Below are 19,203 nucleotides of genomic sequence, written 5' to 3'. Positions count from 1 at the left end.
GCCTGGTCGTTCTGGGGAAGGTCGCCAGCGTAGTTCAGCATGACAGCCCGTCCTGACAGGGACACGGGGCCCGATCCAGCTTGGGCGCAGGACCGGGTAGTCCAGTACGAAAAGCCGGTCCAGACGGCCTCCGCGGCGGCCGTTCGTTCTGGACTATCCGGCTTGGCCGGAGCCTCGTTCCCAGGCGGCCAGGCTCTCGGCGATCACGGTGTGCATGATCGTGGCCAGCACGTCGCGGTCGAGGCTGGGGACGTGCTCGGCCATCCGCTGCACGATCTCGGCCTCGCGCTCGGGGTCGCGGCCGGCGTGGCCGCCGACCTCCTTGTGGTCCTGGACAGCGGCGGCGAGGGCCACCCGCCGGGCGAGGAGTACGGCGAGCTCGTCGTCGACCTCGTCGATCCGTCCCCTCAGGTAGGCCAGCGGTAGGTCCCCGAGCCAGGCCATCTGCACGTCGGGGGCGTCGTCGTCATAGCTGCTGCCGTCGGTGGACTCGAGCTCGATCAGCCCGTGCCGCCGGTAGAAGTCGCGGGCCCGGGTGTTGGCCTCGTGGACTCGCAACCCGAAGCCGTGGGGCCGCAGTCCCTTGGCGAGGTCGATCAGGGCGGCCCCGACACCGCGGCCGGGGCGCTCGGGGTGGACGAACAGCAGCGGCACCCAGGAGCCGCGCAGGCTCAGGAACCCCAGCACGGTGTCGTCGCGGGTCGCCACCCAGATCTCCTGCCCGCGCGCCGGCAGGTCCTGCACCCACGCCCGGACCTGCTCCGGGCTGCGCGACTCCAGCGGTTGTCCCGGACCTTGTGACGCGGCCGCGAACACCGCGAGGACCTCCGTCAGGTCGTCCTCGGTCGCAGGTCGCAGGACGAGGTCGGTCGGCTCCGATGGGTCAGTCGGCATCGCGGATGACCTCGAGGGCGTGGGCCAGGTCATCGGGGTACGACGACTCGTACTCGACGTAGTCACCGGTCCCGGGGTGCTCGAAGCCGAGCCGCACCGCGTGCAGCCACTGCCGCTCCAAGCCCACCCGCTGCGCGAGCGTCGGGTCGGCGCCGTAGGTGAGGTCGCCGACGCAGGGATGCTTCAGCGCGGCCATGTGCACCCGGATCTGGTGGGTTCGGCCGGTCTCGAGGTGCACCTCGAGCAGGCTGGCGAACCGGTGCGCCTCCAGCGTCGAGTAGTGGGTCACGCTGTGCTTGCCGTCCTCGTGGACCGTGAACTTCCAGTCGGACCTCTGGTGCCGCCCGATCGGGGCGTCGATGGTGCCCTCCAGCGGGTCCGGATGGCCCTGCACGAGTGCGTGGTAGGTCTTGTCGACCTCACGGCGGCGGAAGGCGTTCTTGAGCCGGGAGTACGCCGCCTCGCTCTTGGCGATGACCATCACCCCCGACGTACCGACGTCGAGCCGCTGCACGATCCCGCGGCGTTCCGGGGCACCGCTGGTGGCGATCTGGTAGCCGGCCCCACGCAGGTGGCCGACCACGGTGGGGCCGGTCCACCCCATCGACGGGTGTACTGCGACCCCGACCGGCTTGTCGACCACCACGATGTCGTCGTCGTCGTGGATGATCCGGATGCCCTCGACCACCTCGGCACGCACCTCGAGGGGGTCGGGCTCACGGGGGAAGGTGACGTCGAGGATCGCCCCCGGCACCAGCCGGTCGGACTTGGCGGCGGCGCGCCCGTCGACGGTGACCAGCTCCTGGGCCACCAGGTCGGCCGCCTTGCTGCGGGAGATGCCGAACATCCGGGCCAGGCCGACGTCGACGCGTTCGCCGCTGAGCCCCTCGGGCACCTGCAGTGTGCGCTGCTCCCCGCCGCCGACGGTCACGAGTCTTCCCGGGCCTGCTCCTCGTGACGCGACCCGTCGAGGCGGATGCCACGGATGAGCAGGACGACGAAGATGACGCCAGCGGCGTCGATGCACATGTCCGCGATGTTGAAGACCGGCCAGTGCGGCAGCTCGAAGAAGTCGACGACGTGTCCCCGGAACGGCCCGGGCGCGCGGAGCATGCGGTCGACCAGGTTGCCGGTCACCCCGGCCAGCAGCAGACCGAGCCCGACGGCCCACCCGCGGTGCCCGACACGGGAGGCGAAGTAGATGCCCACGACGACAGCGATCACGGCGACCACCGAGATCAGAGGCGTCAGGGACGCACCGGCGCTGAACGCCGCACCGGGGTTGCGCAGCAGCCGCAGCTGGAAGAGCGAGCCGACGACCTCGACCGGCGCCCGGTCGCTCAGCTCACGGACGGCGAGCACCTTGGTGACCTGGTCGACGGCGAGCGCCACCGCCGCGACGACGAACGCGAGGGCTGGAGCGGAGAGGCGACGGCGGGGGGCGTCACCGGGCGACGCGCCGGTCGTCGGGTCTCCGGACGTCTCGCTCGCGATCAGCGACGCTCCTCGCGCTGCTTGCAGCTCAGGCACAGGGTCGCGCGCGGGAAGGCCATCAGCCGGTTCTTGCCGATCGCGTTGCCGCAGATCTCGCACTGGCCGTAGCTGCCGTCGGCGATGCGCTCCAGCGCGTGCTGCGACTGCACGAGCATGTCGCGTGCGTTGTTGACGATGACCATCTCCTGGTCGCGCTCGAAGGACGCGGAGCCGACGTCGGCCTGGTCGTTGCCGGCACCCTCGCCGGAGTTCTCGATCATCCCGGCCAGGTCGCCCTCGACCTCGACGAGCTCGCCGGTGAGGCGCTGGACGTCGTCGTTGAGCTGGCGGCGTACGCCGTCGAGCTCGGCCTTGGTCCACGGCTCCTCGACGTCGAGCACCATCAGCTTCGACGGGGAGGCGGCCCGCTTGGTGGCCACCGACCTGGAGGCCTTTTTCGCAGCCGTGGCGGCCGGGGCCTTCTTGGACGGTGGCTGGGTGACGACCACCTTCTTGGCCGGGGTCTTCGTCGCGGTCGACTTCTTGACGGGAGCCTTCTTCGCAGGGGCCTTCTTGGTCGCCTTCTTGGTCGCCGTCTTGGTCGCGGGAGCCTTCTTTGCGGGAGCCTTCTTCGCGGGAGCCTTCTTCGCGGGAGCCTTCTTCGCGGCGACCTTCTTGGCGGGAGCCTTCTTCGCGGCGACCTTCTTGGCGGGAGCCTTCTTCGCCGGGGCCTTCCTGGTCGCCGTCTTGGTCGCTGCCGCTTTCTTCGCCGGAGCCTTCTTCGCGGCCGACTTCTTCGCGGCCGTCTTCTTCGCGGCCGACTTCTTGGCCGGAGCCGTGGCGGCGGCAGCCTTCTTGCCGGCAGACGAGGTCGAGCGGGAGACGACCTTGCGAGCCGCTGCTCCTGCGCGGCTTGCCAAGGACTTGCGGCTAGCAGTGGCCATTGCGGTGGGCGCCCCTAACGGGTGGCTGGATCAGCGGGGTCATACGTGGTGGCGCGAGGATAGACGGCGAGTCGATCCCCTTCAACTCGCCGTGCCGCAGGCAGCCTGCCACACAGGCGGAGCACGTTCCACACTTCTGGCACACTGGTCCCACCGCACGGCGTGGAGGGGACGAGTACCCGACTGCACGGCCATGAGCGAGCTGGGGACGGTGTGAGCCCGGTGGCACGGCACAGGAGAACATCAGCCCGGAGTCGCCGGAAGAACGCCTGGGGCGCGCCAGTCGGCGCCCGAGGTCAGTAGACCCGGCAGCGGTGGACCCGACCGGGTCACCCATGAAGTGGGTCGGCGAGCAGGTGGCCGGCCAAGGAGGGTGGTACCGCGGGGGCCAGGGGTGCGCACGACGTACGCCGGACCTCGTCCCTTCGTCAGAGCACCACGACGACGAAGGACCGCAGTGACCAGCTACCTCCCTGTCCCCCCTCAGGTGGACCTCCCCGCACTCGAGCGCGACGTGCTCGCCTTCTGGCGTGAGCGCCAGATCTTCGAGAAGTCGGTCGCGCGCAACGCCGGCGCCCCCGATTCTCCTGGCACCTGGACGTTCTACGAGGGTCCGCCCACCGCCAACGGTCGGCCGGGGACGCACCACATCGAGTCGCGCACCTTCAAGGACGTCTTCCCGCGGTTCCGGACGATGCAGGGCTACCAGGTCAACCGCAAGGGGGGCTGGGACTGCCACGGCCTGCCGGTCGAGCTCGCCGTCGAGAAGGAGCTCGGCTTCTCCGGCAAGGCCGACATCGAGGCCTTCGGGATCGCGGAGTTCAACGCCCGCTGCCGCGAGTCGGTGCTCCGCCACGTCGACCTCTGGGAAGAGATGACCGACCGCATGGGCTGCTGGATCGACATGCGCCAGCCCTACCGCACCATGGACCCGGAGTACGTCGAGTCGGTCTGGTGGGCGCTGAAGCAGATCCACGGCAAGGGACTGCTGCAGGAGGACTTCCGCGTCGCGCCGTACTGCCCCCGCGACGGGACGACCCTCTCCGACCACGAGCTCGCGCAGGGCTACGAGACCGTGACCGACCCGTCGGTCTACGTGCGGTTCCCGCTGACCTCCGGCCCGTACGCCGGACAGGCCTCGCTGCTGATCTGGACGACGACACCGTGGACGCTGGTCTCCAACGCGCTCGTCGCCGCTCACCCCGAGATGACCTACGTGACCGCCAGCAACGGCGAGGAAACGCTGGTCGTGGCGGAGTCGCTCGTCGAGAAGGCGCTCGCCCCTTCTGATGGGCAGAGCGGCTGGACGGTCGGGGACCGGTTCAGCGGCGCCGACATGGTCGGGTGGACCTACCAGCGGCCCTTCGAGCTGGTCGACTGGCCGGCCCGCACCGATGACCGGGACCTGCCCGACGCGCACTTCGTGGTCAACGAGGACTACGTCACCGCGGAGGACGGCACCGGTCTCGTGCACCAGTCCCCCGCCTTCGGCGAGGACGACTTCCTGTCCTGCCGGCGCAACGGCGTCGCGATGGTCAACCCGATCGACCGCACCGGCCACTTCGAGGTCGACGTACCGCTGGTCGGTGGGCAGTTCTTCCGGCACGCCAACACCGACCTCGTCGAGGACCTCACCGAGCGGGGCGCGCTCTTCCGGCACGTGCCCTACGAGCACAGCTACCCGCACTGCTGGCGCTGCCACACCGCGCTCATCTACTACGCCCAGCCGTCGTGGTACGTCCGCACCACCCAGATCAAGGACGCCCTGCTGCGGGAGAACGAGAACACCAACTGGTACCCCGGGACGATCAAGCACGGGCGCTACGGCGACTGGCTGGACAACAACATCGACTGGGCCCTCTCCCGCAGCCGCTACTGGGGTACGCCGCTGCCGATCTGGCGCTGCGACGAGGACCACCAGGTCTGCGTGGGATCCCTGGCCGAGCTGAGCGAGCTCACCGGCACCGACCAGTCCGGTCTCGACCCGCACCGGCCCTTCGTCGACGACATCACCTTCGCGTGCCCGACTTGCGGCGAGCAGGCGCGTCGGGTGCCGGAGGTGATCGACGCCTGGTTCGACTCCGGCTCGATGCCGTTCGCGCAGTGGGGCTACCCGCACGTCGAGGGCTCGGCCGAGCGGTTGGAACAGGCCTACCCGGCCGACTTCATCTGCGAGGCCATCGACCAGACCCGTGGGTGGTTCTACACGCTGATGGCGGTGGGGACGTTGGTCTTCGACCAGTCGTCCTACCTCAACGTGCTCTGCCTCGGCCACATCCTGGCCGAGGACGGGCGCAAGATGTCCAAGCACCTCGGCAACATCCTCGAGCCGATCCCGCTGATGGACGAGCACGGCGCCGACGCGGTGCGCTGGTTCATGGCCGCAGGTGGGTCGCCCTGGGCCGCCCGTCGGGTGGGGCACACGACCATCCAGGAGACCGTCCGCAAGGTGCTGCTGACCTACTGGAACACGGTCGCCTTCCAGGTGCTCTACGCGCGGGCCTCCGACTGGAGCCCGGGTGATCCGGCACCCGACCTGGCCGACCGCCCGGCCCTGGACCGGTGGGCGCTCTCCGAGGCACACCGGCTCGCGCAGGCGGTCACCGAGGCGCTCGAGTCCTTCGACACCCAGCGAGCCGGGTCACTGCTCTCGGCGTACGTCGACGACCTGTCCAACTGGTACGTCCGCCGTTCGCGGCGTCGCTTCTGGGCCGGCGACGCGGCCGCGCTCGCGACCCTGCACGAGTGCCTGTACGTCGTGACCCTGACCCTCGCGCCGCTGACCCCGTTCATCACCGAGCGGGTGTGGCGCGACCTGTTCGCTAGCACCTCCGAGGAGCTGCCCGAGTCGGTCCACCTGGCCAGCTGGCCGCGGGTCGACGGCAGCCTCGTGAACGATGACCTGGCCGCCCAGGTGAAGCTCGTCCGTCGGCTGGTCGAGCTCGGCCGGGCGGCTCGGGCCGAGGCCAAGGTGAAGACGCGTCAGCCCCTGCGGCGGGCGCTGGTGGCCACGTCGGCGTACGACCGGCTCTCGGAGGAGCTGCGCCAGGAGGTGGCCGACGAGCTCAACGTCGCCGCCATCGAACCGCTCTCCTCCGCCGGTGCGGACCTGGTCGACCACACCGCCAAGGGCAACTTCCGGGCTCTCGGCAAGCGCTTCGCCAAGGACACGCCGCGGGTCGCGGCCGCGATCGCTGCTGCCGATGCCGGGGCCCTCGCCGACGCCCTGAAGTCGGACGGCAGGGCGAGCGTCGACCTCGACGGCGAGCCGGTCGAGGTGCTGACCGACGAGGTGATCATCTCCGAGCGCCCGCGCGAAGGCTGGTCGGTGGTCAACGAGCAGGGCGAGACCGTCGCCCTCGACCTCGAGCTGACCCCCGAGCTGCGCCGCGCCGGTGTCGCGCGCGAGGTGGTGCGGATGATCCAGGAGGCCCGCAAGACCGGTGGCTTCGAGGTCTCCGACCGGATCGCGCTCAGCTGGCACGTGCTGGACCAGGCGGGCTCGGTCGAGACGCGCGAGGCGATCGAGGAGCACCGCGAGCTGATCGCCCGTGAGGTGCTGGCCTCGACGATCGCCGAGGCTGACACCGCCGACGGCCTGGAGCAGTCCGACCCGGCCCTCGGACTCGCCTTCACCGTGTACCGGATCTAGGGCGCCACAACGTCATACGTCCTGGTCGCCATCACGACCAGGACGTATGAAGTTGCCAGCCGATCAACCCTGCTGGTGCTGGTCTCCGTCGCCGTGCTCGGCGTGCTGGCCCTCGTCGGGCGAGTCGTCGGCGGGGACCGGGAGGTCGCCGCCCTCGCCGTTGCCGTCGAGCGCCTGCAGCTGCTGGGTGAAGTAGCTCTTCAGGCGGCTGCGGTACTCACGCTCGAAGGAGCGCAGGTTCTCGATCTCGCCGTCGAGGCGGCTCTTCTCGCGCTCCATCTCGCCGAGCAGGTCGCGGCGACGGGTCTCGGTCTCGCTGTCCAGGCTCTGCGCGCGGGCACGGGCCTCCTGCTCGAGCTTGTCGGTGTTCTCCTTGGTCTCCGTCTCCAGCTTCTGCGCCGCGGCACGGGCCTCGGTGACGATCTTCTCGGCGTCCTCACGCGCCTCGGCGACGACCTCGTCGGCGTTGCGGGTGGCGAGCTCGAGCAGACGGGTCGCGGCCGACGACGCCTCGGCCGCGGTGGTCACCTTGATCTGCTCGGTGGGCGCCGCAGGCTTCTCGGGCTCGGCGGGCTTCTCGTCCTCGACCGGGGTCTCGGCCGGCTTCTCGGCGGGCTTCTCGACCGGTGCCGGCACCGTGACAGGGGCACCGTCCGCGGCCGCGGTGAGCTTCGAACGAAGGTCGTCGTTCTCCTTGAGCAGTCGCTCCAGCTCCGCCTCGACCTCGTCGAGGAACTGGTCGACCTCGCCCATGTCGTAGCCCTCGCGGAGCCGCACCGGCGTAAAGCGCTTGTTGCTCACGTCCTCGGGCGTCAGCGGCATGACCTCACCAATCCTTGAACTCGTTGCGGTTGCGTCTGCTGTGCGCAGGAACAGTACCGGGTCGCGCGCCTGTGCCCGGAGCCAGAGGTCCAGGACCGGACCGCCGCCGGACGCGCTAGAACAGGAGCGCGCGGTTGAGCTTGAGCAAGATGTAGCAGATCAGCAGCAGTGCGACGAAGCTCAGGTCGATCGCCACGCCCCCGAGCCGCAGCGGCGGGATGATGCGGCGCAGCGCCTTCACCGGCGGGTCGGTGGCCGAGTAGACGCCCTCGAGCACCACCAGCACCGGACCACGAGGTGTCCACGCCCGGGCGAAGATCTGGATCCAGTCGACGATCAGGCGCACGAAGAGCAGCACGATGAACGCGCTGAGGACCAGTTCGATGATCCCGCCGATGATTGCCACGTGGCGAGCCTAGAAGGTGGTTGGGAACCAGGGACCCTGCGGGTCAGCTCTGGTTGAAGAAGCCGCCCTCGGCGATCCGCTGCTTGTCCTCCGCGGCCACCGAGACGTTGGGCGGCGAGAGCAGGAAGACCTTGTTGGTGACGCGCTCGATGGTGCCGCGCACCGAGAAGACCAGGCCGGCGGCGAAGTCGACGAGGCGCTTGGCGTCGGTGTCGTCCATCTCCGAGAGGTTCATGATCACGGGCACGCCGTCGCGGAAGTTCTCGCCGATCACCCGGGCCTCGTTGTAGGTGCGGGGGTGCAGCGTGGTGATGCGCGACATGGGCGCCACGGTGGTGGTGGGGCGGCCCTGCGGCTCACGCGCGGGGCGGCGGCGCTCGGCGAGGTTGGCGACCGGACGAGCGGGCTCCTGCTCGGCGCGCGGCTCGGTGCGGCGAGGGGGCTCGTCGAACTCGGTGTCGGCGTAGTCGCCCTCGGCGTCCTCGAGCAGGCCGAGGTAGACGCCCATCTTCCGCATCGCGCTCATGTCGTGAATTCCTCTGCTCTCGTGACGCTTGGTGGGACCCGATCCGTGCGCCGCGTGCCAACGGATACGGCGCTTCGGACATTACTTGACGACCGGCCTCGGACCGAGGACCGCCGAGCCGATCCGCAGGTGTGTCGCACCGTGACGTACGGCATCTTCGAGGTCGCCACTCATCCCGGCCGAGACCCAGGTCGCCCCGGGCTCCTGGGCGCGTACGTCGGCGGCGATCGCGGCCAGCTTCTCGAACGCCTCGCCGGGGTCCCCGCCGAGCGGCGCAACCCCCATGACACCGCGCAATTGGAGGCCCTCGGCCTCCTGGAGGCGCGCCACCAGGGCGGGCACGTCGTCGGGGTCGCAGCCGGACCGACCCTCCGCCCCAGGGGGGTCGAGGCTGACCTGGACGAGGCAGTCGAGCAGGCGTCCGCGCTCCTGGGCGCCACGGCTCAGGCCGCCCACCAGCTTGGCCCGGTCGACCGAGTGCACGACGTCGGCGTACGTCGTGACGGCGGCTGCCTTGTTGCTCTGCAGCCCGCCGATGAAGTGCCAGCGCACGTCGAGGTCGGAGCACTCCGCGGCCTTCTCGACGGCCTCCTGGTGACGGTTCTCCCCGACGTCACGGACGCCGAGGTCGGCCAGCAGGCGTACGTCGGAGGCGGGGAAGAACTTGGTCACCACGACCAGCGTGATCTCGTCGGGACTCCGGTCCGCGGCCGCGCACGCCACGTCGATCCGCTCGCGGACAGCCGCCAGCCCTTGTGCGATCTCGTCGTGTCGGGTCATGGCCTCATCCTGATCACCCCGGCCAGCCGGCCGGCACCCGCCCCGTCGCGGCGGTGCGAGTAGAGGTCCGGCGACTCCCGCGTGCAGCGCGACACGTCGGTCACGGTGACCCCCACGCGCTCGAGCTGGGCACGCACACCGGCACCGATGTCGAGGGCCGGGGTGCCCCACGACGTCGTCGCCAGGGAGGCCGGCTCGCGACCGGCCACCTCCTGCTGCATCGCCGCGGGCACCTCGTAGCAGGACCCACAGATGTGCGGCCCGACCCAGGCCTGGATGGTCGAGGCGCCGAGGTCTCGCATCCGGGCCACGCAGGCGCCGACGACGTCTTCGACCAGTCCTTGTCGGCCGGCGTGCGCGGCCCCGACCACGCCGGCTGCCGGGTCGGCCAGCAGCACCGGCACGCAGTCGGCGACCCGGACCATCAGCACGAGGTCGGCGCGATCGGTGACCAGGGCGTCGCACTGCTCGCGCGGTCCACCGGCCTCGACCACGGTGTGCCCGTGCACCTGCTGCATGTCGGCCAGCGTCGCGCCAGGGGCGAACTCGTCGAGCAGCAGCGCGACGTTGCGGCGTACGGCCTCGGGGTCGTCGTCACCGACCAGGGCCAGGTTGAGCGAGTCGAAGGGCACAGCACTGACCCCGTCGTACCTGTCGGTGAACGCCAGGTCGACGGGGCCGGTGCTGCTGCGATGAGCGAACAATCTCGGTCTGGTGCCCCTACTTCAGGAAGTCGGGGACATCCAGCTCGTCGTCGCTGAAGGTCGGCGCCGAGCGCTGCGGGGCGGGCGGCTGCGAGCTCCCCTGCTGGGCGCCGACCGTGACCGGCTCGCGGCGCGGGGCCGTCTGCTGCTCGGGCGCCTTGCGCTGCTCGGCCAGGGCCCGGGCGGCCGCCCGGGTCTCCTCCTGGCTCTGCGGCTTCTGCGTCTGGGCGGGACGCGGGCGCAGGCCCTGGCCCTCGTCACGACGCTTGGGCCGGCCACCCTCGAACCCGGCGGCGATCACCGTGACACGGACCTCGTCACCGAGCGCGTCGTCGATGGTCGCGCCGAAGATGATGTTGGCGTCGGCGTGCACCGCCTCCGACACCATCGCGGCTGCCTCGTTGATCTCGAACAAGCCGAGGTCGGAACCACCGGCGATCGAGAGCAGCACACCCTGGGCACCGTCGATCGACTCCTCGAGCAGCGGGCTGGAGACCGCCAGCTCGGCCGCCTCGACGGCGCGGTTCTCGCCGCGCGCCGAGCCGATGCCCATCAGGGCGGAGCCGGCGTTGGACATCACCGACTTGACGTCGGCGAAGTCGAGGTTGATCAGGCCCGGGGTGGTGATCAGGTCGGTGATGCCGGAGACACCCTGCAGCAGGACCTGGTCGGCCTGCTTGAAGGCGTCGAGCATGCTGACGTTGCGATCGGAGATCATCAGCAGCTTGTCGTTGGGGATCACGATGAGGGTGTCGACCTCTTCGCGCAGGCTGGCGATGCCCTCCTCCGCCGAGGTGGCCCGACGGCGACCCTCGAAGGCGAACGGCCGGGTCACCACACCGATGGTGAGCGCGCCGAGCGAGCGGGCGATCTTGGCGACGACCGGGGCGCCACCGGTGCCGGTGCCACCGCCCTCGCCGGCGGTGACGAAGACCATGTCGGCGCCCTTGAGCACCTCTTCGATCTCCTCGGAGTGGTCCTCGGCGGCCTGCGCACCCACGTCGGGGTTCGCTCCGGCGCCGAGCCCACGGGTGAGCTCGCGGCCGATGTCGAGCTTGACGTCGGCGTCACTCATCAACAGGGCCTGTGCGTCCGTGTTGATGGCGATGAACTCGACGCCCTTCAGCCCGACCTCGATCATCCGGTTGACGGCGTTGACTCCACCTCCACCAATACCCACGACCTTGATCACGGCCAGGTAGTTCTGGGGTGCTGCCACGGCGGTGCCTCTCATGTTGCGTGCCACCCGGCCCTGCTGCCGGACGAGCTCTCGGATGTTCCTGGGGAAGTCCTCCGGCTGACCGTGAACCCTAACCCTGAAGTAGAGGGTTAACGTTATGTCAACCTGAGGTTGTGTACTCAAGGTAGGAGAACCGTCCCGGCGTACCCGGGCAACACGCGGGCGGTGGCGCGAGAAAAGAAAAATCTCGGCGGTCGGCTGGGCCGGACGGATTCCCCGGGCGCCCGGGGAAACTGCACCCGGGAGGCCGATACTTCGCCCCTCCGCCTTCAGTACTGCCCCTCCGGCGCGTCCGTTTCGTCCGCGGGTGGTGGGGGCTTGGTTTCCCCGGACGTCCGGGGAAACCCCGGGCTGGCGGGCAGAACAAGGGCTGCCAGCCCCCGGGTTCGCCTGCCAGCCCCGCCCGGAATGTCAGCGGCCCGGAATGTCAGCGGCCCGGAATGTCGCGGCCGGGGAGGTCAGCGCGTGGTCGGGCGGGCGGGGACGGAGACGTCGATCTGCTGGCCCGGCCGACGCAGGAGTACGGCGAGCACCTCGGCCTTCTGGCCGGAGTCGTCGGAGCTCCCCCAGAGCACGCGACGGCCGTTGCCCAGCACCAGCTGGATCTTGTCGACGCTGGAGACCTCGACGGTGTCGACCCGGGAGGCGATGCCGGCGGGCAGCGAGCCGATCACGCGGCCGCCCTCGACGAGGGCCTCGTCGGCCGTGTCGGGGGGCGCGATCACCAGCGGCAGCCGCTTGGGCCGGGCGGCGTAGTGGCCGAAGAGCACGCCCTGGTCGTCGAGCGCCTGCAGCCCGTTGCCCTGGTTGATCACCGCGATCGGGGTGCGCTCGGTGACGTCGATGTGCACGGTGTGCGGCCAGCTGCGCGAGACCTCGGCATCCCGCACGCTCGCGATGTCCTCCACCCGTTTGCGGATCGCGTCCAGGTCCAGGCGAGCCAGCGGCGTGCCGGTGGGTACGTCGGCCGCGCGCTCGATGCGACCGTCACCCAGTGTCGTGGTGCCCGTCACGGAGACGTCCTCGGCCGTCACGAGGCTGGAGAAGAAGACGACCCACACCGAGGCCGCAACGGCACCGACGACGAGCAGCGCCAGCAGGGCGAGCCGCAGCTTGCGCCAGCGACCGGCGTTGCGCCGGCGGCGGAAGTCCTTGCGGGCGATCCGCACCGTCTCCTCGTCGGGGCCGGTGGAGGGCGGCGGCGCCTGGCTCTCCGCCTCGGTGATCTCGTCGTGCTTGCGGCGGCGCAGGCGGTCACGCATCGACATCGGACACCCCCTGCTCCCCCAGCAGCTCCAGCACCTCGGGGCCGAGCAGCGTGACGTCTCCCGCCCCGAGCGTGAGCACGACGTCACCGGGACGCGCGCGCTCGACGAGGTGCGCGGGCACTGCCGACCACGAGGGCTCGAAGACGACGTGCGCCGGATCGAGAGGTACGGCGTCGGCCACGAGTGCTCCTGTCACACCGGGCTCGGGGTCCTCGCGGGCCACGTAGATGTCCATCACGACGACCTCGTCCGCAGCACCGAGCGCGACGCCCATGTCGGGGCCGAAGATGCGGGTCCGCGAGACCATGTGCGGCTGGAAGGCCACCACGACCCGGCCCTCCCCCGCCAGCGATCGCGCGGCCTGGAGGTCGCCGGAGATCTCGTTGGGGTGATGGGCGTAGCTGTCGTAGACACGGACTCCACCGGCCTGGCCCTTGAGCTCCATCCGACGCCTGGTGCCGGTGAACGCACCCAGCCCGCGGGCCAGGTCGGCGAAGCCGTAGCCGAGTCGCAGCCCGCAGGTCAGGGCAGCCAGCGCGTCCAGGACGTAGTGGCGCCCTGGGATCTGGAGGGTGACCTCCCCCAGTCGTCGACCGCGGTCGACGACGGCGAAACGGGAGGCCGAGCCCAGGAAGCGGAGGTCCTCGGCCCGGACCTCGGCGTCGACCCGCTCCCCCACACGTACGACGGCGAGGCCACGTTCGACCGCCGTACGACCCAGCGCGTCGGCACCGGGGTCGTCGGCACACACCACCAGGAAGCCGTCGGGCGAGATGCGGTCGATGAAGGTGTCGAACGCGGCGCGGTAGGCCTCGGGAGTGCCGTAGTTGTCGAGGTGGTCGGCCTCGACGTTGGTGACCAGCGCGGCGTGGGGCGAGTAGACGAGGAAGGCGCCGTCGCTCTCGTCGGCCTCCGCGACGAAGAGGTCGCCGCTGCCGTCGTGGGCATTGGAACCGGTCTCGTTGAGCTCGCCGCCGATGGCGAAGGACGGGTCCGCACCACAGTGCTGGAGCGCGACGGTCAGCAACGAGGTGGTGGTGGTCTTGCCGTGCGTGCCGGCGACGGCGACCACGGTGCGGCCCTGCATCACCGACTCCAGGGCGGCCGAGCGCGGCAGGATCCGCAGGCCACGCTCGGTGGCGGCCACCACCTCGGGGTTGTTCTCCCGGACCGCGGTCGAGACGACGACCGTGTCGGCGTCGCCGAGGTTGGCGGCGTCGTGACCGAGGTGGCAGGTGGCCCCCAACGCGCGCAACGCCTCGATCGTCCGGGACTCCTTGGCGTCGCTGCCGGAGACGGTGATGCCGCGGGCCAGCATGATGCGGGCGATGCCGGACAGTCCCGCGCCGCCGATGCCCACGAAGTGCACCCGGCCGAGCTGGTCGGCGGGCAGCAGCGTGTCTGGGACGGGCACCCTCATCGGACGGCCTCGAAGACCAGGGCGGCCAGCTTCTCGTCGGCGTCGAGCGGGATCAGGTGCGAGGCCGCGGCCGACATCGCCGCCAGCCGATCGGGGTCGGTGAGCAGGTCAGGGACCGCACGGCGCACCCACTCCGGCGTCAGCGCTGCGTCGGCCACGAGCAGGCCACCGCCGGCGTCGATCACCGGGCGGGCGTTGTGGGCCTGCTCCCCGTTGCCGATCGGCAGCGGCACGTAGATCGCCGGTAGACCCACCCCGGACACCTCGGTGACCGTGTTGCTCCCGGCCCGGCAGACGACGGCGTCGGCAGCGGCGTACGCGAGGTCCATCCGGCTGACGAACGGCACCACGACGTACGGCGGACCGCCGACCGGGACCTCCGGCTTCGCCTCCCCCTGCGGGCCGACGATGTGCAGCACCTGGATGCCGGCCTCGGCGAAGGCGGGAGCCGCCGCCGCGAGCGACTGGTTGAGCCGACGCGCCCCCTGCGAGCCACCGGTCACCAGCAGCGTCGGCCGGTCGGGGTCGAGCCCGAACGTCGCCCGCGCCTCGGCGCGCAGCGCCGCCCGGTCGAGCGTGCTGATCATCCGGCGGATCGGCAGCCCGAGGTAGCGGGCGTGCGGGAGGTCGGTGTCGGGGAAGCTGGTGGCGACGTACGGCGTGAACCGGGCGCCGAGCTTGTTGGCGAGACCGGGAACGGCGTTGCCCTCGTGGACGACGAGGGGCAGCTTGCGCTTGCGGGCGGCGAGGTACGCCGGCGCCGAGACGTAGCCGCCGAAACCGACCACCACGTCCGGCTGCACGCGGTCCAGCACCTCGAGGCACGCCTTCATCGCCTCCCGCAGTCGACCCGGGGTGCGCAGCAGCTCCACGCCCGGTCGCCGCGGCACCGGCACCGGCGGGATCAGCTCGAGCGGGTAGCCGGCCTCAGGCACGACCCGGGTCTCGAGCCCGCGCGCGGTGCCGAGCGCGGTGACCTCGATGTCAGGGTCGCGGCGACGCAGGGCATCAGCGGTGGCGAGCAGCGGCGAGGTGTGCCCGGCCGTCCCACCGCCGGCCAGCAGGACCCGCCGCAGGACTGGGGTGGACGCCATCAACCTCGCCTCGACCGCGCCGAGCCGCCCGGTCGACCGGTCCGGGCTCGAGCACGGGCACTGCCGGCCGAGATGGCGCCGGGCAGCGACATCCGTCCGGGACGCTTCTTGCCGGTACGTCGCTCGCCGCGGCGGTCGCGCAGGGCAGCGGCCGCCTCCGGTTCGGCCCGCGCGAACCCGACGAGCAGGCCGAGCGCGACCATCGACGGCACCAGCGCCGATCCGCCGTAGGACACGAGCGGGAGCGGGATACCGATCACGGGGAGCAACGCCAGCACCATGCCGATGTTGATGATCATCTGGGACATCAACCAGATCGTGACACCCGCCGACACGTAGCGCACGAACGGGTCGGCTGTGTTGATCGCCAGCCGGATGGCGGCGAAGGCCACGGCGCCGAAGAGCGCCAGCACCAGCAGGGTGCCGACCAGGCCGAGCTCCTCGCCGAGCACGGCGAAGATGAAGTCGGTGTGCGCCTCCGGGAGGTTGCCCCACTTCTGCTGGCTGGCGCTGAGTCCCTTGCCGAAGATGCCGCCGCTGGACATGCCGAGCAGGCCGTGTCCGGCCTGCCAGCCGGCGCCCTGGAAGTCCTTGAACGGGTCGATGAAGCCGGTCAGGCGGGTACGCCGCTCGGAGTTCGAGGCCGCGAGGTAGAACGCCACCACCCCGACCAGGGAGAGCGCGATCCCGAACAGCCGGGCCGGGACGCCGACGACCCACAGCATCCCGAGCAGGATGGCGAACAGCACCAGGGCGGTGCCGAGGTCGTGCTGGAACACGACGAGGGCCGAGATCATGGTCACGACCGGAGCCACCGGGATCAGTGCGTGCCACGGGCTGTCGAGGTAGCGCTCCTTCTTGGCGTAGACGTCCGCGGTCCACAGCACGATCGACAGCTTGGCGATCTCGGAGGGCTGCACGGTCAGCGGACCGAGCGCGAGCCAGTTGCGGTTGCCGTTGACGGCGAAGCCCAGGCCGGTCTGGGTCAGGCAGAGCAGGATCACCGCGACCAGGACCGCCGGCCACGCGAGCAGCCGCAACAGCCGCCGGTTCATCCGGCTGGCCAGCCAGGCGGCCGGGAGTCCGATCACCACCCAGGTCAGCTGCTTGAGGAAGATGTAGTAGCTGCTGTCGTGGACCCGGTAGCTGTAGACGCTCGAGGCGCTCAGCACCATCATCAGGCCGATCGCCAGCAGCATGGTGGAGCCGCCGAGCAGCAGGTAGTAGGAGGTGAGCGGCCGCTCCATCGCGCGGCGGACGATGGCCGCGCGGTAGGAGACCCAGCCGGCCAGGCCGGGTTGCTGCACAGGGAGCGGAACGGCTTGCTGTCCGGTGTCGCGGCCAGTCTCGCTGGTGACGCTCACCCGGTCCTCCTCGCCGTACGTTTCCTTGCCGCTAGCTCCGCCGCATCCGGTGCACGGCTTCCGCAAAGGCGTCACCGCGTGCGCCGTAGTTGGCGAACATGTCCATCGACGCACATCCCGGGGCCAACAGCACGGTGTCGCCGGGGTGTGCCAGCGACGCGGCCCCGGCCACGACACGGTCCATGGGTCCTTCGCCTTCAGTCTCCCCGGCCGCAACTTCGATCACAGGCACATCGGGCGCGTGTCGCACGAGCGACTTGCGGATGACGTCGGCGTCCCGCCCCAGGAGGACGACGCCCCGCAGCCGGTCGCGCACCGAGGTGACGAGGTCGTCGAAGCCGGCTCCCTTGGCCAGTCCCCCGGCGATCCACACGACCGGGTCGTAGGCGCTCAACGAGGCCAGCGCTGCATGCGGGTTGGTCGCCTTGGAGTCGTCGATCCAGGTCACACCGTCGACCACGGCCACCTCCGCGATCCGGTGGCCGTCGGGACGGAACTCCCGGAGGGCGTGCTGGATCGCCGCCGGCGAGACGCCGTGGGACCTCGCCAGGGCTGCTGCCGCGAGCGCGTTGGCGACGTAGTGGGGTGCGGTGCTGGCCAGGTCGTCGAGCGTGCACAGCTCGGCCGCCGAGGTCTGCCGGTCCTCGATGAACGCCCGGTCGGCGAGCACGTCGTCGACCACGCCGACCATCCCGACCGCGGGAGTGCCGGGCGTGAACCCGATCGCACGAGCACCTTCCTGCACGTCGGCGTCGCGGACCAGCTGCTCGGTCACGGGGTCGGCCACGTTGTAGACGCAGGCCCGCTCGACGCCGGAGTAGATGCGGCCCTTGTCGGCGGCGTACGCCTCCCGGCCCCGCTCTGCTCCGGCGTACCAGTCCAGGTGGTCGTCGGCGACGTTGAGCACCGCGGCCGACTCCGCCTTCATGGTGGAGGTGTAGTGCAGCTGGAAGCTGGAGAGCTCGACCGCCAGCACGTCCCAGGGCTCGGGGTCCATCACGGCCTCGACGATCGGCAGGCCGACGTTGCCGCACGCGACGGTGCGGAGTCCGGCCGCGCGCAGCATCGCCTCCAGCATCTGCACGGTCGTGGTCTTGCCGTTGGTGCCGGTGACCGCCAGCCACGGGGCCGGGTGGGCCGGGTCGCGCAGCCGCCAGGCCAGCTCGACCTCGCCCCAGATCGGGACGCCGCGCTCGGCGGCCTGTGCGAGCAGCGGCGAGGAGGGCGCCCAGCCGGGTGAGGTCACCACGAGGTCGGTGTCGTCGGGCAGCACGGCGGTCGAGCCCTCGCCGAGCCGGACCGTCGCGCCGAGGCTCTCCAGCAGGGTGGCCCGCTCGCGACGGTCACCCTGGTCGGACTCGTCGAGCGCGGTCACCTGGGCACCCAGGAAGGTCAGGTTGTCCGCGGCGGCGTACCCCGAGACGCCGAAGCCGGCGACGGTGACGCGGACGCCGCTCCAGTCGCTGGTGCGGCCCAGGGCCAACAGGTCGTCGAGGTTCATGAGCCGGCGACCCACTCGGCGTAGAAGACCCCCAGCCCCGTCGCGACGAAGATGCCCGCGATCAGCCAGAACCGGATGACGACGGTGATCTCCTCCCAGCCCAACATCTCGAAGTGGTGGTGCAGGGGTGCCATCCGGAACAGCCGTCGGCCACCGGTGGCCTTGAAGAAGCCGACCTGCAGGATCACCGAGAGGGTCTGGATCACGAACAGTCCGCCGAGCAGGGCGAGCAGGAACTCGGTGCGGGTGAGTACGGCGAACCCGGCCAGCGCCCCGCCGAGGGCGAGGGAGCCGGTGTCGCCCATGAAGATCTTGGCCGGTGAGGCGTTCCACCACAGGAAGCCGAAGCACGCACCGGTGATCGCGGCCGCCACGACGGCCAGGTCGAGCGGGTCGCGCACCTCGTAGCACTTCGGTCCGGCCGCGCGCCCGCACCACTGGTTGTTCTGCCAGATGTTCACCAGCGTGTAGGCGCCGAACGTCATCACCGCCGCGCCCGCCGCCAGCCCGTCGAGGCCGTCGGTGAGGTTGACGGCGTTGCTCGACCCTGCGATGAGCAGCCAGATGAACAGCAGCAGCACGATCATCGGCAGCGTGAAGGAGCGCGGGTCGCGGATGAAGGAGATGGCATGACCGGCCGGGGTCTGCCCGCGGCCGTCCTCCATCCAGGGCGACAGCGCGAGCCAGCCGAAGACGAGCGCCACGAAGGTCTGGCCGATGAACTTCGCCCGGCTGCGCAGGCCCAGGCTCCTCTGGCGGGCGATCTTGATGTAGTCGTCGAGGAAGCCGACCGTGCCGAGGCCGACGAAGAGAAAGAGCAGCAGCAGGGCCGAGGCACTCGGCGAGTTGCCGGTGACCAGCTTGGCCAGGAAGTACGCCGCCACCGAGGCGAGCACGATCACCAGGCCGCCCATGGTCGGCGTACCGCGCTTGGTGTGGTGGGTCGTCGGGCCGTCGTCGCGGATCAGCTGGCCGTATCCCTTGGCCGCCAGCACCCGGATGGCGTAGCGGGTGCCGACCATCGTGAAGAGCAGGGCGAGGCCACCTGCCAGCAGGATCGCTCTCATCCGGGGTCCCCTCGGAATCGTGTCGCGGGCGAGCGCAGCGAGCTCGAC

The 19,203-nt window shown here is 70.8% G+C and carries 17 protein-coding genes; 1 reads left to right on the top strand and 16 read right to left on the bottom strand.

The features are described 5' to 3' along the window. Window positions 1-153 precede the first annotated feature (153 nt). Genes H976_RS29335 through H976_RS29785 form a run of 4 tightly spaced genes read right to left on the bottom strand, consistent with a single transcriptional unit; the run spans window position 154 to window position 3,311 of the window. The gene (locus tag H976_RS29335; RefSeq protein WP_051277409.1) at window positions 154-894 is read right to left on the bottom strand and encodes a GNAT family N-acetyltransferase; all 741 of its coding nucleotides are present in this window, start codon (window positions 892-894) and stop codon (window positions 154-156) included. Beyond that, complete coding sequence (locus H976_RS0123470; protein WP_027863506.1) at window positions 884-1,825, bottom strand: RluA family pseudouridine synthase; 942 nt, start codon at window positions 1,823-1,825, stop codon at window positions 884-886. Before H976_RS0123470 ends, H976_RS29335 begins: the two co-directional genes overlap by 11 nt. After that, window positions 1,822-2,424: a signal peptidase II gene (gene lspA, locus H976_RS0123465; RefSeq protein WP_231389032.1), complete on the bottom strand. Its 603-nt coding sequence runs from the start codon at window positions 2,422-2,424 to the stop codon at window positions 1,822-1,824. The genes H976_RS0123470 and lspA overlap by 4 nt, the downstream gene beginning before the upstream one ends. Then, window positions 2,388-3,311, bottom strand: coding sequence for a TraR/DksA C4-type zinc finger protein (locus H976_RS29785; protein ID WP_081683141.1), 924 nt, complete (start codon window positions 3,309-3,311; stop codon window positions 2,388-2,390). The genes lspA and H976_RS29785 overlap by 37 nt, the downstream gene beginning before the upstream one ends. Before the next feature lie 457 nt (window positions 3,312-3,768). Between H976_RS29785 and ileS the strand changes: the two genes are divergently transcribed. Continuing rightward, window positions 3,769-6,963 (top strand): isoleucine--tRNA ligase, encoded by a 3,195-nt coding sequence (ileS, locus tag H976_RS0123450; RefSeq protein WP_027863503.1) that lies wholly within the window; start codon window positions 3,769-3,771, stop codon window positions 6,961-6,963. Between the two features lie 63 nt (window positions 6,964-7,026). Here ileS and H976_RS28300 read toward each other — a convergent pair whose 3' ends face one another. From H976_RS28300 to mraY, 12 genes are all read right to left on the bottom strand, one after another. Further along, entirely contained in the window at window positions 7,027-7,785 is a 759-nt protein-coding gene (locus H976_RS28300) for a DivIVA domain-containing protein (protein ID WP_051277407.1), read from the bottom strand. A 115-nt stretch (window positions 7,786-7,900) separates the two neighbouring features. Continuing rightward, window positions 7,901-8,191, bottom strand: coding sequence for a YggT family protein (locus H976_RS0123440; RefSeq protein WP_027863502.1), 291 nt, complete (start codon window positions 8,189-8,191; stop codon window positions 7,901-7,903). Between the two features lie 43 nt (window positions 8,192-8,234). After that, window positions 8,235-8,717: a cell division protein SepF gene (locus H976_RS0123435; protein WP_027863501.1), complete on the bottom strand. Its 483-nt coding sequence runs from the start codon at window positions 8,715-8,717 to the stop codon at window positions 8,235-8,237. Between the two features lie 81 nt (window positions 8,718-8,798). Then, on the bottom strand, window positions 8,799-9,497 hold the full coding sequence (locus tag H976_RS0123430) for a YggS family pyridoxal phosphate-dependent enzyme (RefSeq protein ID WP_027863500.1): 699 nt from the start codon (window positions 9,495-9,497) through the stop codon (window positions 8,799-8,801). Then, entirely contained in the window at window positions 9,494-10,201 is a 708-nt protein-coding gene (gene pgeF, locus H976_RS0123425) for a peptidoglycan editing factor PgeF (RefSeq protein WP_027863499.1), read from the bottom strand. The genes H976_RS0123430 and pgeF overlap by 4 nt, the downstream gene beginning before the upstream one ends. Before the next feature lie 16 nt (window positions 10,202-10,217). Continuing rightward, window positions 10,218-11,420 carry a cell division protein FtsZ gene (gene ftsZ / locus H976_RS0123420; RefSeq protein ID WP_027863498.1) on the bottom strand — a complete coding sequence of 401 codons (1,203 nt, stop codon included), beginning with the start codon at window positions 11,418-11,420 and terminating at the stop codon, window positions 10,218-10,220. Window positions 11,421-11,899: 479 nt separating this feature from the next. Next, on the bottom strand, window positions 11,900-12,709 hold the full coding sequence (locus tag H976_RS28295; RefSeq protein WP_051277406.1) for a cell division protein FtsQ/DivIB: 810 nt from the start codon (window positions 12,707-12,709) through the stop codon (window positions 11,900-11,902). After that, complete coding sequence (gene murC, locus H976_RS0123410) at window positions 12,696-14,129, bottom strand: UDP-N-acetylmuramate--L-alanine ligase (RefSeq protein WP_027863497.1); 1,434 nt, start codon at window positions 14,127-14,129, stop codon at window positions 12,696-12,698. The genes H976_RS28295 and murC overlap by 14 nt, the downstream gene beginning before the upstream one ends. Next, window positions 14,126-15,223 carry an undecaprenyldiphospho-muramoylpentapeptide beta-N-acetylglucosaminyltransferase gene (gene murG / locus H976_RS0123405; protein ID WP_036227701.1) on the bottom strand — a complete coding sequence of 366 codons (1,098 nt, stop codon included), beginning with the start codon at window positions 15,221-15,223 and terminating at the stop codon, window positions 14,126-14,128. The genes murC and murG overlap by 4 nt, the downstream gene beginning before the upstream one ends. Further along, window positions 15,223-16,587: a putative lipid II flippase FtsW gene (gene ftsW / locus H976_RS28290; protein WP_081683139.1), complete on the bottom strand. Its 1,365-nt coding sequence runs from the start codon at window positions 16,585-16,587 to the stop codon at window positions 15,223-15,225. Before ftsW ends, murG begins: the two co-directional genes overlap by 1 nt. Window positions 16,588-16,618: 31 nt before the next feature. Beyond that, a complete protein-coding gene (gene murD / locus H976_RS0123395; RefSeq protein WP_027863495.1) occupies window positions 16,619-18,088 on the bottom strand; it encodes a UDP-N-acetylmuramoyl-L-alanine--D-glutamate ligase in 1,470 nt (489 codons plus the stop codon). Then, a complete protein-coding gene (mraY, locus tag H976_RS0123390) occupies window positions 18,085-19,155 on the bottom strand; it encodes a phospho-N-acetylmuramoyl-pentapeptide-transferase (protein ID WP_027863494.1) in 1,071 nt (356 codons plus the stop codon). The genes murD and mraY overlap by 4 nt, the downstream gene beginning before the upstream one ends. Between the last annotated feature and the right edge of the window lie 48 nt (window positions 19,156-19,203).

Origin of the sequence: Marmoricola sp. URHB0036, from assembly GCF_000426045.1 — a bacterium.
In the GTDB taxonomy this organism is placed as follows: domain Bacteria; phylum Actinomycetota; class Actinomycetes; order Propionibacteriales; family Nocardioidaceae; genus Marmoricola.
The sequence above is the reverse complement of the archived record's forward strand: the minus strand, read 5'-3'. Positions and strand labels throughout refer to the sequence as shown.